This is a genomic window from Kroppenstedtia guangzhouensis (genome assembly GCF_014637345.1).
In the GTDB taxonomy this organism is placed as follows: Bacteria; Bacillota; Bacilli; order Thermoactinomycetales; family DSM-45169; genus Kroppenstedtia; species Kroppenstedtia guangzhouensis.
Genome location: NZ_BMEX01000004.1, coordinates 79,684 through 93,077, shown reverse-complemented (window position 1 = coordinate 93,077; position 13,394 = coordinate 79,684). Strand labels below are relative to the sequence as shown.

The 13,394-nt window shown below is 51.7% G+C and carries 18 protein-coding genes; 8 read left to right on the top strand and 10 right to left on the bottom strand.

Going from position 1 to position 13,394, the window contains the following annotated elements:
- Positions 1–60 precede the first annotated feature (60 nt).
- From IEV46_RS06985 to IEV46_RS06965, 6 genes are all read right to left on the bottom strand, one after another.
- On the bottom strand, positions 61–1,854 hold the full coding sequence (locus IEV46_RS06985; protein ID WP_188431363.1) for a M3 family oligoendopeptidase: 1,794 nt from the start codon (positions 1,852–1,854) through the stop codon (positions 61–63).
- A gap of 156 nt (positions 1,855–2,010) precedes the next feature.
- Positions 2,011–2,139 carry a YuzK family famiily protein gene (locus IEV46_RS18805; RefSeq protein WP_505712042.1) on the bottom strand — a complete coding sequence of 43 codons (129 nt, stop codon included), beginning with the start codon at positions 2,137–2,139 and terminating at the stop codon, positions 2,011–2,013.
- A 218-nt stretch (positions 2,140–2,357) separates the two neighbouring features.
- The gene (locus IEV46_RS06980; RefSeq protein WP_188431360.1) at positions 2,358–2,738 is read right to left on the bottom strand and encodes a carboxymuconolactone decarboxylase family protein; all 381 of its coding nucleotides are present in this window, start codon (positions 2,736–2,738) and stop codon (positions 2,358–2,360) included.
- Between the two features lie 369 nt (positions 2,739–3,107).
- Entirely contained in the window at positions 3,108–4,091 is a 984-nt protein-coding gene (locus IEV46_RS06975) for an NAD(P)H-quinone oxidoreductase (protein WP_188431358.1), read from the bottom strand.
- Between the two features lie 70 nt (positions 4,092–4,161).
- Positions 4,162–4,854 carry a tetratricopeptide repeat protein gene (locus tag IEV46_RS06970; protein ID WP_188431356.1) on the bottom strand — a complete coding sequence of 231 codons (693 nt, stop codon included), beginning with the start codon at positions 4,852–4,854 and terminating at the stop codon, positions 4,162–4,164.
- Positions 4,855–4,979: 125 nt separating this feature from the next.
- Positions 4,980–5,219, bottom strand: a complete 240-nt coding sequence (locus IEV46_RS06965) for a hypothetical protein (RefSeq protein WP_188431354.1) — start codon at positions 5,217–5,219, stop codon at positions 4,980–4,982.
- Positions 5,220–5,465: 246 nt separating this feature from the next.
- Here IEV46_RS06965 and IEV46_RS06960 point away from each other — a divergent pair, with 246 nt between their 5' ends.
- Genes IEV46_RS06960 through IEV46_RS06950 form a run of 3 tightly spaced genes read left to right on the top strand, consistent with a single transcriptional unit; the run spans position 5,466 to position 7,602 of the window.
- Positions 5,466–6,326 carry a DMT family transporter gene (locus IEV46_RS06960; protein ID WP_188431352.1) on the top strand — a complete coding sequence of 287 codons (861 nt, stop codon included), beginning with the start codon at positions 5,466–5,468 and terminating at the stop codon, positions 6,324–6,326.
- Between the two features lie 22 nt (positions 6,327–6,348).
- Positions 6,349–6,777, top strand: a complete 429-nt coding sequence (locus IEV46_RS06955; protein WP_188431350.1) for a TlpA disulfide reductase family protein — start codon at positions 6,349–6,351, stop codon at positions 6,775–6,777.
- 42 nt (positions 6,778–6,819) lie between these two features.
- Positions 6,820–7,602 (top strand): undecaprenyl-diphosphate phosphatase, encoded by a 783-nt coding sequence (locus IEV46_RS06950; protein WP_188431347.1) that lies wholly within the window; start codon positions 6,820–6,822, stop codon positions 7,600–7,602.
- A 37-nt stretch (positions 7,603–7,639) separates the two neighbouring features.
- Here IEV46_RS06950 and IEV46_RS06945 read toward each other — a convergent pair whose 3' ends face one another.
- Positions 7,640–7,942 carry a cytochrome C oxidase subunit IV family protein gene (locus IEV46_RS06945; RefSeq protein ID WP_188431345.1) on the bottom strand — a complete coding sequence of 101 codons (303 nt, stop codon included), beginning with the start codon at positions 7,940–7,942 and terminating at the stop codon, positions 7,640–7,642.
- A 387-nt stretch (positions 7,943–8,329) separates the two neighbouring features.
- Here IEV46_RS06945 and IEV46_RS06940 point away from each other — a divergent pair, with 387 nt between their 5' ends.
- From IEV46_RS06940 to IEV46_RS06930, 3 genes are all read left to right on the top strand, one after another.
- The gene (locus IEV46_RS06940; protein ID WP_188431343.1) at positions 8,330–8,719 is read left to right on the top strand and encodes a hypothetical protein; all 390 of its coding nucleotides are present in this window, start codon (positions 8,330–8,332) and stop codon (positions 8,717–8,719) included.
- A 185-nt stretch (positions 8,720–8,904) separates the two neighbouring features.
- Positions 8,905–9,747 carry an SPFH domain-containing protein gene (locus IEV46_RS06935; RefSeq protein WP_229735990.1) on the top strand — a complete coding sequence of 281 codons (843 nt, stop codon included), beginning with the start codon at positions 8,905–8,907 and terminating at the stop codon, positions 9,745–9,747.
- Complete coding sequence (locus IEV46_RS06930; protein ID WP_188431339.1) at positions 9,744–9,926, top strand: type II toxin-antitoxin system antitoxin; 183 nt, start codon at positions 9,744–9,746, stop codon at positions 9,924–9,926. The genes IEV46_RS06935 and IEV46_RS06930 overlap by 4 nt, the downstream gene beginning before the upstream one ends.
- A gap of 88 nt (positions 9,927–10,014) precedes the next feature.
- Here the strand turns inward: IEV46_RS06930 and IEV46_RS06925 are convergent, their stop codons facing one another.
- The 3 genes from IEV46_RS06925 to IEV46_RS06915 form a co-directional block, all read right to left on the bottom strand.
- Positions 10,015–10,434, bottom strand: a complete 420-nt coding sequence (locus IEV46_RS06925) for a VOC family protein (protein WP_188431337.1) — start codon at positions 10,432–10,434, stop codon at positions 10,015–10,017.
- 78 nt (positions 10,435–10,512) lie between these two features.
- A complete protein-coding gene (locus tag IEV46_RS06920) occupies positions 10,513–11,205 on the bottom strand; it encodes a DUF1129 family protein (RefSeq protein WP_188431335.1) in 693 nt (230 codons plus the stop codon).
- A 59-nt stretch (positions 11,206–11,264) separates the two neighbouring features.
- The gene (locus tag IEV46_RS06915; RefSeq protein WP_188431874.1) at positions 11,265–11,579 is read right to left on the bottom strand and encodes a PadR family transcriptional regulator; all 315 of its coding nucleotides are present in this window, start codon (positions 11,577–11,579) and stop codon (positions 11,265–11,267) included.
- Between the two features lie 188 nt (positions 11,580–11,767).
- Here IEV46_RS06915 and IEV46_RS06910 point away from each other — a divergent pair, with 188 nt between their 5' ends.
- Positions 11,768–12,076 (top strand): PTS sugar transporter subunit IIB, encoded by a 309-nt coding sequence (locus tag IEV46_RS06910; protein WP_188431333.1) that lies wholly within the window; start codon positions 11,768–11,770, stop codon positions 12,074–12,076.
- 29 nt (positions 12,077–12,105) lie between these two features.
- The gene (locus IEV46_RS06905; RefSeq protein ID WP_188431331.1) at positions 12,106–13,389 is read left to right on the top strand and encodes a PTS sugar transporter subunit IIC; all 1,284 of its coding nucleotides are present in this window, start codon (positions 12,106–12,108) and stop codon (positions 13,387–13,389) included.
- Positions 13,390–13,394: the final 5 nt, after the last annotated feature.

Here is a 13,394-nt window from a genome sequence, read left to right as displayed (position 1 = left end):
TCCCGGATCCCCTGCTCCAAAAAAAGGACCCGGTGCACTCAGGCGCCGGATCCGATGTCATCAAGCTGTTTCCGTCAGTTTCAGGAATTGATCGATATCCGCTTTCACCAGATTGACGGCTTCCTGCCAGAAATCCGGCCGGGTGAGATCCACACCCAGATGTTTTTGCGCCAGATCTTCCACGGTCATCCGTCCGGTATCCCGCAAAAGATCGACATATTTCCCGGCAAAGGCGGATCCTTCTTTCAGAGCACGACCATACAGGCCCGTGCTGAAGAGATAGCCGAAGGTGTAAGGGAAGTTGTAGAAGGGCACTCCCGTGATGTAAAAATGGAGCTTGGAAGCCCAAAAATAGGGATGATATTCCTCCAGCCCGTCACAGAAGGCTTCCTTTTCCGCCTCCAGAATCAGTTCCTTCAGCCGGTCCGGAGAGACCAGTCCTTTTTTCCGTTCCTCGTAAAAACGGATCTCAAACAGGAATCGGGCATGGATATCCATAAAGAAGGCGACGGCTCGCTGGATCTTATCCTCCAGGAGGGCGATTCGGCGTTCCTCGGTGGGGGCGTGGCGGATGGAAGCATCAGAGACAATCGATTCAGCGAAGGTGGAGGCGGTCTCCGCGACATTCATCGCATATTGCTGGGCCATCACCGGCAAATCGGTCATCACATGCTGATGATAGGCATGCCCCAGTTCGTGGGCCAAGGTGCTGATGTTTCCGGCAGTACCGGAGTAGGTCATGAAGATCCGGGTCTGATTGCTCACACCAAAATTGGTGCAAAAACCACCGGGCCTTTTTCCCGGGCGATCCTCCGCTTCGATCCAGCGGTCATCAAACGCCCGCTTGGCGAAAGCGGCCATCTCCGGATCGAAATGTTGAAACTGTTCCAAGATAAATTCCGCCGCTTCGTCATAAGGGACATGGGACTCCTCCCGGCTGATCGGAGCGTAAATATCGTACCAGCTCAATTTATGTAACCCGAGAAGAGAAGCCTTCCGTTCAAAGTAGCGAAGGATCTCTTGCTTGTTTTGACTGATCACTTCCCACATCGTGTTCAGTGTCGCTTCCGACATCCGATTGAGATCCAGAGGTTCTTTGAGGACAGAATCCCATCCCCGCTGACGGTAGAGGTTGAGTCGGAAACCGCCGAGGTGATTCAGGCTGGCGGCCAACAGATCCTCTTGTTCCTTCCATGCATCCTCCATTCGATGGAACACTTGTTGGCGCAGCTCCCGGTTGCTGCTGGTCAGTTTGTTGGATGCCTGACCGACGGAGAATTCCCGAGTCTTTCCGTCTTCTTCGATGGGAATGGTCATCCGGCCGACGACGGTGTTGTAAAGTTCGCCCCAAGCATCATACCCATCGACGGAGAGATCCCCTGCCAGGCTTTCCATTTCCGGAGGAAGTTTTTCCGCCGCCCGCCGACGCCGCTCATCCAGAGAGAAAGCGATCGGATCGATTTCTGGATTCTTCAGGAAAGAAGCCCATTCTTCGTCGGACATCTCCAGAAAGAGACGGTCCAATCGGGTCATAGCTGAATGGAAAGCGGCCCCCGTTTGGGAAAGACGGGCACGATGAATCTTGGCCTGTTCATCTTTCATGTTTTGAGAGGCCAGACACTCGATAAAAGAGCCCGATTCTTCCAAGCGGGCGGTCAGATCCTGCAGAATGGCCACAATCTCCTGCAGGGAATGAGCATGTTTCGCAGGAGCTTTTTCCAGTTGACGAATTTGACGGCTAAATCCGTCCACATCCCCTTCCAACTCATCCAGAAAACGCTTAAACTCCGGAGAATCACTTCCCCCGGGAAAAAACGTATCCAAATCCCAGGTCATACTATATTTTTTTGACATCGATTCACCCTTCTCCTTTTTCCTCCCATCCAACGGATGGTTGATTGATCCGCCTTCTGGCATTATATCATCTTCTTCAAATCACGATTTTGTAAAATGACAAACCGGTAGCCATCCGCCACCGGTTGCAATCCAGTTTACTATGGTCCTGATTTTTTAAACCCTGGTCTCCACCAACCATTGTTTCGCCTTTCGATATTCCTGTTCCCGCCTTTTTTCCACTTCCATCTTTTTATCCAGATTGTGGATATATTCCGGAAAACTCATATGGTGGGAGTTAAACATGGCATGTTCGATGGTTGTGGAAACTTTTGGCCTTAAAATAAAAACCCTCTCCCTTCGTGATTGCAACTTCATCTTAACACGGCTTTATAGGGGGGCCAATTCGGCTGAGGCCGCCCCCCTCGACTTCAGCCGCTTCCGCCCCGGCATGGAAGAGAGGAGATCTTTTATCTTTAGAATTAGAGGTAAGAAGCTCCATCTTTCAACTCCAAACACAGGGGTCAGTGGTTGATTCTTTGTCCTGCCGGGGATGCGCCTCCACGAAATTCATCCAATACATCCCGAAGCAAGGTGACGGTTTGGGATATGGCCAAACCGCCGCCAAAGGCACCAGCAACCGCGGCAGCCTCCATGATCTCCCGGTCACTGGCTCCTTGATCGATCGCCCCCTTGGCGTGGTAAATGATGCAATACTCATCATTACTCATCACACCGAGTGCGACAGCAATCAGGTGTTTGTTCTTGACGGACAACTCCCCTTCTTCAAAACAAGCTTCAGTAAATTTCATGTATTGGTGGGCAATTTCGGGCAAATCCTTTTTAAAAGCGCCCACACCTTCCTTATACTCCTGCAATGCTTGTTCCACGTATGAACCTTCCATCTGTACAGGCCTCCTCCGCAATCGTATCACCTGTATAATGTGCCGTCGCCACCCCCTTCATGCGCGCATCTCGACAAAAAATGAAAAAAAGCCCCGTTGCCGGGACTTTTTTCAAAGTTCGATCGGGATCAGTAGCCGCTGTAGAATCCGATCAAGGCAAAGATCGTGGCAATCACCAACAGGAATAACAGCAGACGACCCAGCCCGAATCCATAGCCATATCCTCCGTAGCTCATGGACCGTCTCCCCCTTTCTGAGTGAGTTCGTCATATCCTATTCGGCTTCCCGGATGAAAGGTTGTACGCTTAAATCAGGACAAAAGCATAAACTTTCTCTCCCGGCAGCGGGTGGGGGGACACGGCCCATGGATCACTCCACTTGCAACACGATCTTCCCGATATTCCGGTTTTCCTCCATATAGCGGTGGGCTTCACCTACTTCGTTCCAAGGGAAGATGCGGTCGATGATCGGTTGGATCCGCCCATGATCCAAGAGGGGAAGCGCCATATCGGCGAAATCCCGGGTAAGACGCTTTTTGTAGTCTGGACTGCGGGAGCGAAGAGTGGTTCCGATCAATTGCAGACGCTTAGTCAGGAAGGGGCCCAGACTAAATTTTTCCGGATGGGTGCCTCCCAGGGTACTGATCAGGATCAGTTTGCCGTCCATCCCCAGACAGTCGAGGTTTTGTTCCCAGTAGGGTGCCCCTACAAAATCCAGGATCACCTGTACCCCTTCCACTCCCGCCGCCTCTTGGACTGCCGGGGCGAAGGGCCCCTCTTTGTAGTTGAGTGCCAGATCCGCGCCAAGGGAAAGGCAAGCTTTTAGTTTTTCTCGGGAACCGGCGGTGGTGAAGACAGTGGTCCCAAAGGCCTTGGCCAACTGAATCGCCGCCGTTCCCACTCCGCTGGCTCCGGCGTGAATCAATACCCGATCCCTTTTTTGCAAATCACCCAACCAGAACAAGGCTTGATAAGCAGTCAGGAACACTTCGGCGATCGCCGCCGCTTCCATCATATTCAGTCTTTTCGGAACGGGGAGGGCCATCTCCCCGGGGATCACTGCGTATTCCGCGTACCCGCCCCCCGGCAGGAGTCCAAACACCCGATCCCCCACCTGCCAACCCTGACACTTCTCTCCCACTTCTTCCACCACTCCGGCCATCTCCAGTCCCAGGATCGGGCTGGCCCCTGGCGGTGGGGGGTATTTTCCCTGCCGTTGCAGAATGTCGGCCCGGTTGAGGGCGGTAGCTTGCACCCGTACCAACAGCTCGTCTTCGGCAGGCCGGGGGAGAGGTGCTTCTCCCAATTCCAGCTGTTCCGGTCCGCCGGGCTGCTTCACGATAACTGCCCGCATAACGGAAGCCTCCTTTGAACAAATCATCTGATAAGTCCCATTGCGGAGGGTCGGCACGGTGTGACCGTTCCTACCCCGCCTGATAGCTGACTGATTCCTCCATCTGCTGAAAAGACTCCGCATACCGACCTTCTTTGGCCAAGCTTTCAGCTTGCTCCCAGCTTTTCTCATCCACCTCGGAAACGGTTTCCCGCAGCCGGCGGAAGGTCTCCACAGCCTGTTTCCAATTTCCTTCCTCTCCGTGGAACAGGGCCAACTGGTGTATGGCATAGGAGAGGCCCGGTCCCACCAAGTTCCGTCCGTCTTCGGGGCCCAATTCCCGGAACCGCTTCTCCTCCCGCCGGATAATCTCTTCCAAACCGGCATAAGCTGCTTCCTTTTCACCCAGGCGGAAGCGGTAATAGTTGAGATAGACTTCCAGATGAACCCGGCTCATCATATACCCCATCGACTCGGGAAACTCCTGCAGGGCCGTGTCCATTTTCTTTTCTGCCTCCGCAAAATTTTCATTTTCCGCATCCATCTCCGCCATCTCCACCAAGCTGCGCACATAGGCGAAATGGTGGTTCTCATTATCATTGGGACCATGCTCGGCGATGGATTCGAACAACGGATATGCGAGATCCTTCAGTCCCCGCTGTAAGCAGGTGACGGCGATCAGCATCCGCGAGTTCAGCTGGTCGAACTCATCAAAAATGTTACTCGGCAACAGATGGGCGATCTGTTCCCTGGCCGCCTCTTTCAGATTGTCCAGATGTGACATGCAACTCCCTCCAGCCAAAAGACGGTCCGCTGGGACGGACCGTTGTTTTCATCTCCATTGTAACAAAATTGCCGGAGGACCAGTCCTCTTCCTTGTGACAACCGGAAGACGATTTGCCTCCACAATCAGAGTCGTTTCAATTGTTCACTGTAGGAGAGCCGCTTTGGAGCCTGCACCTCTTCCTCGTGATCCAAGCGTTCAGTCTCTTTTGCTTCTTCCCTCGAATATCGATCCCGTTTCGGAAGCGCTTCCGTCGCTTGCTCCAGCGGATCCAAATGGGGGCGCCCCCGATCCCGGTCCTCCTTTTCCATCTCCATCCCTCCAATCAGATATTCATCTTCCCAAATGGGTCCATGATGTTCCACCGTGTCGTTACCCCATGGGGAACAAATCCCTCGCTTCCGCTGCCCATTTTCCAGTTGATTGAAAAGCCCTGACACCTTTCATTAGAATGCGGTGGAAAGCGCATGCTTATGCAAGTGGCATCTTTTGTCCCGGTCAGACTATGTATAGATAGAAAGGAGGGGACACGCCCGTGGACTTAGGAGCGGAGCCTGTGATAGGGTGGTTATCGAAGAAAAAACAGTTCAAGAGAAAGGATCGCAGAAGCCATGTGGTTTTTCTGGGCTCTGTTAAGCTCTGTCACCTTCGGCATGTCCGGCTTCTTGATGAAGGTCAGCTCCGCCCGCCAAGGTTCGGTCACCCATACCTTGTGGAGTCTTTATCTGACCGGCACCCTCGGATTTGCCATCTGGATGGCCGTCACCGGTCAATTCCGTTTAGACCTGCCAATCCTGCTCGGAGGTCTGATTGTGGGTCTGGGTTCAGCAGCGGGAAACTGGCTGTTCATGTTGGCCTTGGCCAAAGGACCGGCCAGCCTGACCTCACCTCTCGTCAACACCAATATTTTGTTGATTATCGCCTTCTCAGTCACATGGTACGGAGAAGCTCTCTCTCTTACTGAATGGATGGGGGTGATACTGCTGGTGGGAGCGGTCTTCCTGATCCCCATCGATCCCGATGAAGAGTTATCCATCCGGAATCGGTCCTGGTACGCCCTCGTAATTGCCGCCACGCTGTTTTTCACGTTTCGAAACGGTGGCCTGAAAGTGACCGACGAAATGGATATGGCCGGGGAGACTGTTCTGTTTTACGGTTATCTGTTCAGCTGGCTGTGGATGAGTATAGAAATTCTCAGAAGGTCCCCTTCCAAGCAGGAAATACGAAAGCGGATCGGGATTCGGACCGGTCTTTTGTGGGGGGGCATCGCCGGAATCTTTTCCTTCATCGGAATGCAACTGTACACTTTGGCTCTGATCGAGGGGCTGGCCAGTATTGTGGCTCCTCTCTTTGCCACCAACAGCCTGGTGGTTGCTTTGCTGTCGATCCGCTGTTTTGGGGAACGACTCTCTTTCTTGCAGAAAATCTCTCTGCTCCTGCTCTTTGTCGGATTGGCCCTCACCCGGGTGTGAAGTTTGAAAGGAGGTTCGGTCCATGCCGGTGGAAAAAGCTCCCCACTTCTGCCTGCCCGCCTTGGACGGCAAAAGGGTCTGCCTGCAGGATTTCAGGGGAAAAGTGGTTCTTCTCTCTTTCTGGGTGACATGGTGTCCCTCCTGTCAGGCGGATCTGCCCCGGAAGGAAATCTTCGCCCGCTCGCTGGACTCTTCCCGCTTTGCGTTTTTCACAATCAATGTGACGGGCCGGGAGGCGGATCCCCGGCAGGTGAAACCCTTCATCCGAAAACACGGGTACCGGTTTCCCGTATTGCTGGATGAGGGACGTTCCACGTATGACGCTTATGGTCTCACCTCGGTCCCCACCTCCGTGCTGATCGACCCGGAAGGAAATTTGGCAGGTCGTTTTGACGAACAGACCTCTTTTATGGAAGTGGTGGACGCCATCGGCCACCTGCTCGATCGTTAATCTTCTGCATGCCCGCCACCGGACGGGCGAAGGGGGTTCCCCATGGATTGGCTGGAAGCCACGGTGCTGGGCATCATCCAGGGGCTGACTGAATTCCTGCCCGTCAGCAGCACCGGTCATCTGTATCTCGGCAGACATCTGTTCGGCTTGGACGAGGCGGGGTTGTTCTTGGACACCATGCTCCACCTCGGCACCCTGATCGCTGTCTTGGCGGTGTATCGGGAGGAGATCATCTCCCTCCTGAAAAACCCCTTCAGTCGAATGGGCGGACTTTTGGTGGCAGGGACCATCCCCACGGTGATCATCGGGCTCGCTTTCAAAGATTTCTTTGAAGAGATCTCAGAGACCGGGGTCACGATCGGATGGGAATTTCTGGCCACCGGCCTGATTCTGTGGCTTTCCGATAACTGGAAACAGCACGGCCATAAACAGTTGGAAGAGATCTCTTATGCTGATGCCGCTTTTATCGGAGTCTGGCAGGGGGCGGCGATTCTGCCGGCCATCTCCCGTTCCGGTCTCACGATCGCTGCCGCCTTGTTTCGCCGCATCGACAAATCCGCCGCCGCCCACTTTTCCTTTTTTCTATCCATCCCGGCGATCGCCGGGGCGCTGCTCCTTCAGTTTGTCGATCTGATGTCAGGGCAGACTCAGGTGCTTCCACTCTCTTCCTTGGTGATGGCGACACTCATGTCCGCCCTGTTCGGCTACTTGGCGGTCCGTTGGATGATCAATCTGCTCAAACAAAGCTCTCTCAAAATCTTCGCTGTTTACGTCTGGGGAATGGGAGTGATCGTCCTCTTTTTCCAATGGACCGGCCGTTTTTGACACGGGAAACCCTCTCCATGGAGAGGGTTTCCCGATCTCACACCCAGAAGAGCATGGCGATGATCGCCGTAGCAGCGACGATGCAACCGCTTCCCATAAACACAGTGGCTGTCAGATACCATTTGAAATCGAGATGCATAAAGGTGAACAGTTGCATCAGAACCTGCAGAGAGGCCAACAGAAGAATCACCGGAATGATCAGGTTTGGCAACAGCTTCATTCCCACCAATGCAAAGGAGATCCCTGTAAACAGGAGCATCCAGACAAAGGATAACAGATACCTTCCTTCGCTCTCCCGTTCATTGCGGATCGATTGTTGTTCAACCACCGGTTTCTGCAATTTTTCCACCCCTTCCCGGTTATGGTTAACAAAATTATAATACTATTATGACTACGATGCCCAAAAAGTGTCAATTCATGATGTACATTTTGTCACCTGTTTTTCTTAATTCTATTTGATATAACCCCCATTTGTATAGAAAAGTAGCAACTGATATCAGGGCTGTCGATTAACCGGAAAATGAGTGAAGGAGAGTCATTTGTTGCCATAGCGAGAACGGGAGCGAAGCGACCCTGGCGAGACTTGTGCCCTATGGGTGCAACGGTCGTGCGGGAATACACGATCCTCACCAACCAAAATATGGCTAATCAACACTTGAACGGATATGTCTTAGATTTGGTATTGTAATTGTGTAGTCAACCCCAGGCGAAAGGCGGTTTACAATCCTTGAGAAACCGTTCCATTCACTATTACATCATTGCCTCTGTCATCCTTTCAGTAATGGCCGTCTTCACCATAATCAAGGCTTTTATCGATCAGCATCCTTTGCGTGGTTTGTTTTTGATTCTATTCTTTGTCGGCTCGTCGATCGGTTATTTCCGCTATTGGATGAGGGTGAAAGGAAAAGAGATGCAACGAGAGAGAAAATTCCTGAGGTATGGGTTTCTCCTTCTCTTCATCATCGCCTATATGGTGATTAAGTATGGAGTCAGAACTCTGGTAAGCCATGAGGTTTCAAGCCAGGACTACGGTATTGTCATCGCATTTTTTATCCTAGGGCTCTTCATTGCCTATTACGGTCTTTATTCATTTTACCTGTGGAGAAAAAAAGAATGAACCGCACTCACTGAGGAAAGGTGGCAAGAACCACTTTTCTTTTTTTATCCAGTTTTCCAAAAAGATTTTGATCATTAGTCTTTTATAGGTGATGGCGTTTTATATGTTGTCATTACTATATCTAAATGATATCATATTGATAGACAAATATGAACAAAGGGGATGAAAACATGGCCGTCGATCCAATCCATGAACGATCTGCCTGGCATGTCAGCGGTTTCCCGGTGGTATTGATCCATGCATTGATTACATTGGCAGGGGTTCTGCTGCTCCTCTTTTACCCACCTCTCGGGATTTTGCTCCTAGTACCGGCTGCAGTGGGCCTTCTCGGGTATGTTGTCGTTCAACCCAATGAGTCCCGTGTGTTGATCTTTTTAGGAAAATATACAGGCACCATCCGGCGCTCAGGCTTTTTTTGGGCCAACCCACTCGCGTTGAAAAAACGGGTTTCCCTCCGGGTCCGCAACTTCAACAGCGGGAAATTGAAAGTGAACGATGCAAAGGGGAATCCCATCGAGATCGGTGCCGTCGTCGTCTGGCGGGTGGTCGATTCAGCCAAAGCATTGTTCGATGTAGATGATTACGAAGAATTTGTGGCCATTCAATCGGAAACCGCCATCCGGGCTTTGGCTAGCAGCTACCCCTATGACAGCCACGACGACCAAGTTCCTTCGTTGCGGGGAATTCCCGAGGAAGTGGCCGAGGCAATGAAGCGTCAGGCACAGGAGCGGTTACAAGTCGCCGGAGTGGAAATCATGGAAGCCCGTATCAGTCACCTGGCTTACGCCCAGGAAATCGCCCAAGCGATGCTGAGACGTCAGCAGGCGGAAGCGATCATTGCCGCGCGGGAGAAAATCGTGCAAGGGGCGGTCGGCATGGTGGAGATGGCCATTGCTCACTTCGAAGATCAGCAACTGGTGAAGTTGGATGAAGAGCGAAAAGCAGCAATGGTCAACAACTTGATGGTCGCACTGGTTGCTGAAAGGGACACACAGCCGGTCATCAATACCGGCACTCTGTACTCATGAGTTCCAAAAAACGCTTTCTCTTGCGCATTGACCCTGAACTGTACAAGGTATTGGAAAAATGGGCGGCTGATGAATTCCGCAGCGTCAACGGGCAAATGGAATTTCTGCTCAAAACAGCAGCCAAAAAAGCCGGCCGCTACAAACCCGACCGACCCACTGAATCAACAGATGAACCATGAGGTTCCGGCTTTGACTCGCATCTTGAAGAAAATTACCTAACGCCGGCTCCTCCCTCGGGGGCTGGCTTTTGGTATGGGATTACATGAATCATTCCCCATCCTTTAAGTAACAGGGACTGTACACCACTTCCAACTTCAATCGAAAGGGATCTTCAAAAAAGACCGCATAATATTCCAGCTCCGAATGAAATTGCCCCGGACTTTGATAGAGAGTAGCAATTCCGTGTTCATTGAGAAAGACAGCCGTCCGATCAACATCTTCCCGGTGCTCCGCCTGAAAAGCGATATGGTTCAGTCCGGGTCGTTTCCGATGGAAACCCTCACCAGCGAAGGACGGTCCACATTGAACGAGGCACAACTTCATCCGCCCGTTTCCGTACAAAATCCACTCCCGACTCTCTACTTCCTTGGAAAACCCGAGGAATTTCATGAGCGGATCATAAAAAGCGACAGCTTTTTTCAAGTCGGATACATTGTAATCCAGATGGGAAAAGCCGACACGGATCAACCCCTTCCCCCCTCCTTACGTGATGTGGTTTTCTGAAACCTTTTCCCAGGAAATAAATCAAAATAAGGGAATGACTTCTTAAAAATCCAACTTTCTAATCCAAAGCCTGTAAACCGAGTAAAAGACCGCCCACAGGATGATACTCATCACCGGAGACAGAGGAATAGTGGGCAGGGACAACCAGCGATCCAGCCAAAACTCAAGCAACCAGACCAGCCCTAACCCTATGGCAGAAATAAAACCGAGCTTCAAATTCTGCCGGACATCTTTCTCTTCTTCGCTGAAAGCGGTCTTCCGGAAATGGTGAAAAACCCATTGGATAAAGAAAAACAACCACAAAATTTGAACCACAAACAGGAGGGAAAGCTGATCCGGTCCGTAACCCTCCCGGAAGGGAATCTCCCACCACTCTCCCACCAGTTGGAAGGTGATTCCCAGCACTCCATGCACCAAAAAAGTCCACGTTAAACCCAACCAGGCGATAAAAAGAATTTCTTTTCCCAGGGAGGCCCATCCCCGCTCGGGCATGGCCTCCACCACTTCCTCACAGTATTCTTGTGGATCGGGGCCGAAGACCTCGAGGGCGGTTTTCCCTTGCTTCTCCGCCTCCAATAAGTGCTCCAACCATTCCAGCAACAATTCCTCCGTCTGATGTTGAGGCACGGGACTGGAACGGAGATAGAGCAACATCTTTTCGTAATACTCCCTGTTTTTTGGAGTCAGTTTTTCACGAAGCTGGTTGTTCATCTGAATCATCTCATCGGTGTTCATAAAATCCACCTCACTTGATCATCTAACTTGCAAAGCAAGATAGTTGATCAAAAATAAAATCACTTCCTTTTCCCATGAATCACCCGATTCACGGCAGAACTCAACTCTGTCCACTGTTGGCGAAAGTGCATCAATTGAGCAGTACCCGCTTCAGTCAGATGATAGTATTTCCGCGGTGGACCGCCGCTGGGGGATTTGTGCATGGTGCCCCGGATCAGGTTCTCCTTTTGCAGGCGTAACAGTAAGGGGTAAATGCTTCCCTCGCTCACTTCGGGAAATCCGTATTGTTGCAACCGGAGGCTGAGCTCATACCCATACACCTCCCCTTCCTCGATCACCGCGAGGATACACCCCTCCATAATCCCCTTCAGCATTTGACTGTAGTTGGAGATGGAGATTCCCCCTTCCCGGATACTATCTTGTAACACAAGATAGTTAAATCATACATAAAAAGAGCCGTCAAATCAACCCCTTCCCATGCTTCTTTCAAGCCCGGCCGAATCTCCGTCGCATCGGGAACATACTAAATATATTGAATTCATTTTCGGAGGAGGCGAGTCGTGTGAAGGTATTGTTCGTATGTTCGGGAGGTATGTCCAGTGCAATTGTGGTACAGGCGTTGAAAAAGGAGGGGGAAAAGCAGGGATTGGAGCTGGAAGTGCTGGCGGTGGGGACAAGCGACATCGAATCCGAATTGAAGAAGGGCTGGGATCTCGTCATGGTCGCACCCCAGGTGAGGCACCGGATGGAATCGATCCAGAAGGCGGCTGACAAAGCTTCCGTACCTTGTGGGGCCATTCCCCCCCAGGCTTATACACCGCTGGGCGGGCCGATCTTGCTGAACACCGTAAAACAGCTCATGGGGATCTAGTACTACTTTGAGTAGGGAGGGAGAGCTCTATGAATGGTTTCATCTCTTTTTTGGATAAAAATCTATCCGGACCGATGGCCAGACTGTCTGAACAACGGCATCTGCGAGCGATTCGGGATGGAGTGATTTCGGCATTGCCCTTCATCATTGTTGGCAGCTTCTTCCTGATCGTCGCTTTTCCCCCGCTGCCGGAAGACTCCTTGATCTCCCAATGGGCTGCTAAACATGCAAACGAGATCTTGATCCCCTACCGTTTGACCATGTTTATCATGTCGCTGTATATCGCTTTCGGAGTCGGATACAATCTGGCCAAAAGTTATGATTTGGACCCCCTGTCAGGGGCACAGACGGCGGTGGCGGCCTTGTTGTTGACCATCACCCCCCAAATGATTGAAGATTTGGGATTTGTACTCCCCATGAACAACCTGGGGGGACACGGTCTGTTTGTGGCCATGCTGGTCTCCATCCTTTCCGTGGAGGTCCTGCGCCTTTGCAAAGGAAGCAAGATCACAATCAAAATGCCGGAACAGGTTCCCGCCTCCGTATCTCGATCTTTTGAAGCGCTGATCCCCGTTGCACTGGTTGTGCTCCTTATGTCTTTGATCACAGTGGGTTTCGAAATCGATCTGCATCAGGTCGTGGACAAAGCTGTCAGCCCCTTGGTAACGGCGGGAGACAGTATTTTCGGAGTGTGGATTCCGGTTTTTCTGATAACATTCTTTTGGTCCTTCGGGATTCACGGGGTCTCCGTCGTGGGCACAGTCGCACGTCCCGTTTGGGAAGTGTACCTCTTTAATAACGCTGATGCTGTAGCCTCGGGCTCTTCCCATATTCCCCACATCGCTCCGGAAACCCTTTACCAGTGGTTTATATGGATCGGAGGGTCCGGTGCGACTCTGGGCCTGGTGCTGGCGATGCTATTGTTCTCCAAATCAAAATACTCCAAGACGCTCTCCAGAGCCTGCCTGGTTCCCGGAATCTTTAATATCAACGAACCGGTGATCTTCGGTGTGCCGATTGTTTTAAATCCCATCATGATCGTTCCCTTTGTGATCACACCTCTGATCACCGCCACCCTGTCCTACTTTGCAACAGCAGCAGGTTTAGTCACTCCCACCTATATCCAACCCCCTTGGACCCTGCCGGCCCCGATCGGTGCCTATCTGGCAACCGGAGGGGATTGGAGAGCCATTGTACTCGTCTTGCTGAACATCGCAATCTCTTTCTTCATTTATCTGCCCTTTTTCAAAATTTATGATCGGAACATGGCAGAAATGGAGACGGACAAAGGATCGGATCTTCCATCCGCCTGACACAT

Coding starts and splice junctions, on each gene's coding strand:
- IEV46_RS06905 (WP_188431331.1), top strand. CDS start 12,106: ATGAATGGTTTCATCTCTTTTTTGGATAAAAATCTATCCGGACCGATG.
- IEV46_RS06980 (WP_188431360.1), bottom strand. CDS start 2,738: ATGGAAGGTTCATACGTGGAACAAGCATTGCAGGAGTATAAGGAAGGT.
- IEV46_RS06955 (WP_188431350.1), top strand. CDS start 6,349: ATGCCGGTGGAAAAAGCTCCCCACTTCTGCCTGCCCGCCTTGGACGGC.
- IEV46_RS06985 (WP_188431363.1), bottom strand. CDS start 1,854: ATGTCAAAAAAATATAGTATGACCTGGGATTTGGATACGTTTTTTCCC.
- IEV46_RS06930 (WP_188431339.1), top strand. CDS start 9,744: ATGAGTTCCAAAAAACGCTTTCTCTTGCGCATTGACCCTGAACTGTAC.
- IEV46_RS06975 (WP_188431358.1), bottom strand. CDS start 4,091: ATGCGGGCAGTTATCGTGAAGCAGCCCGGCGGACCGGAACAGCTGGAA.
- IEV46_RS06915 (WP_188431874.1), bottom strand. CDS start 11,579: ATGCTGAAGGGGATTATGGAGGGGTGTATCCTCGCGGTGATCGAGGAA.
- IEV46_RS06960 (WP_188431352.1), top strand. CDS start 5,466: ATGTGGTTTTTCTGGGCTCTGTTAAGCTCTGTCACCTTCGGCATGTCC.
- IEV46_RS06970 (WP_188431356.1), bottom strand. CDS start 4,854: ATGTCACATCTGGACAATCTGAAAGAGGCGGCCAGGGAACAGATCGCC.
- IEV46_RS06950 (WP_188431347.1), top strand. CDS start 6,820: ATGGATTGGCTGGAAGCCACGGTGCTGGGCATCATCCAGGGGCTGACT.
- IEV46_RS06920 (WP_188431335.1), bottom strand. CDS start 11,205: ATGAACACCGATGAGATGATTCAGATGAACAACCAGCTTCGTGAAAAA.
- IEV46_RS18805 (WP_505712042.1), bottom strand. CDS start 2,139: ATGTTTAACTCCCACCATATGAGTTTTCCGGAATATATCCACAATCTG.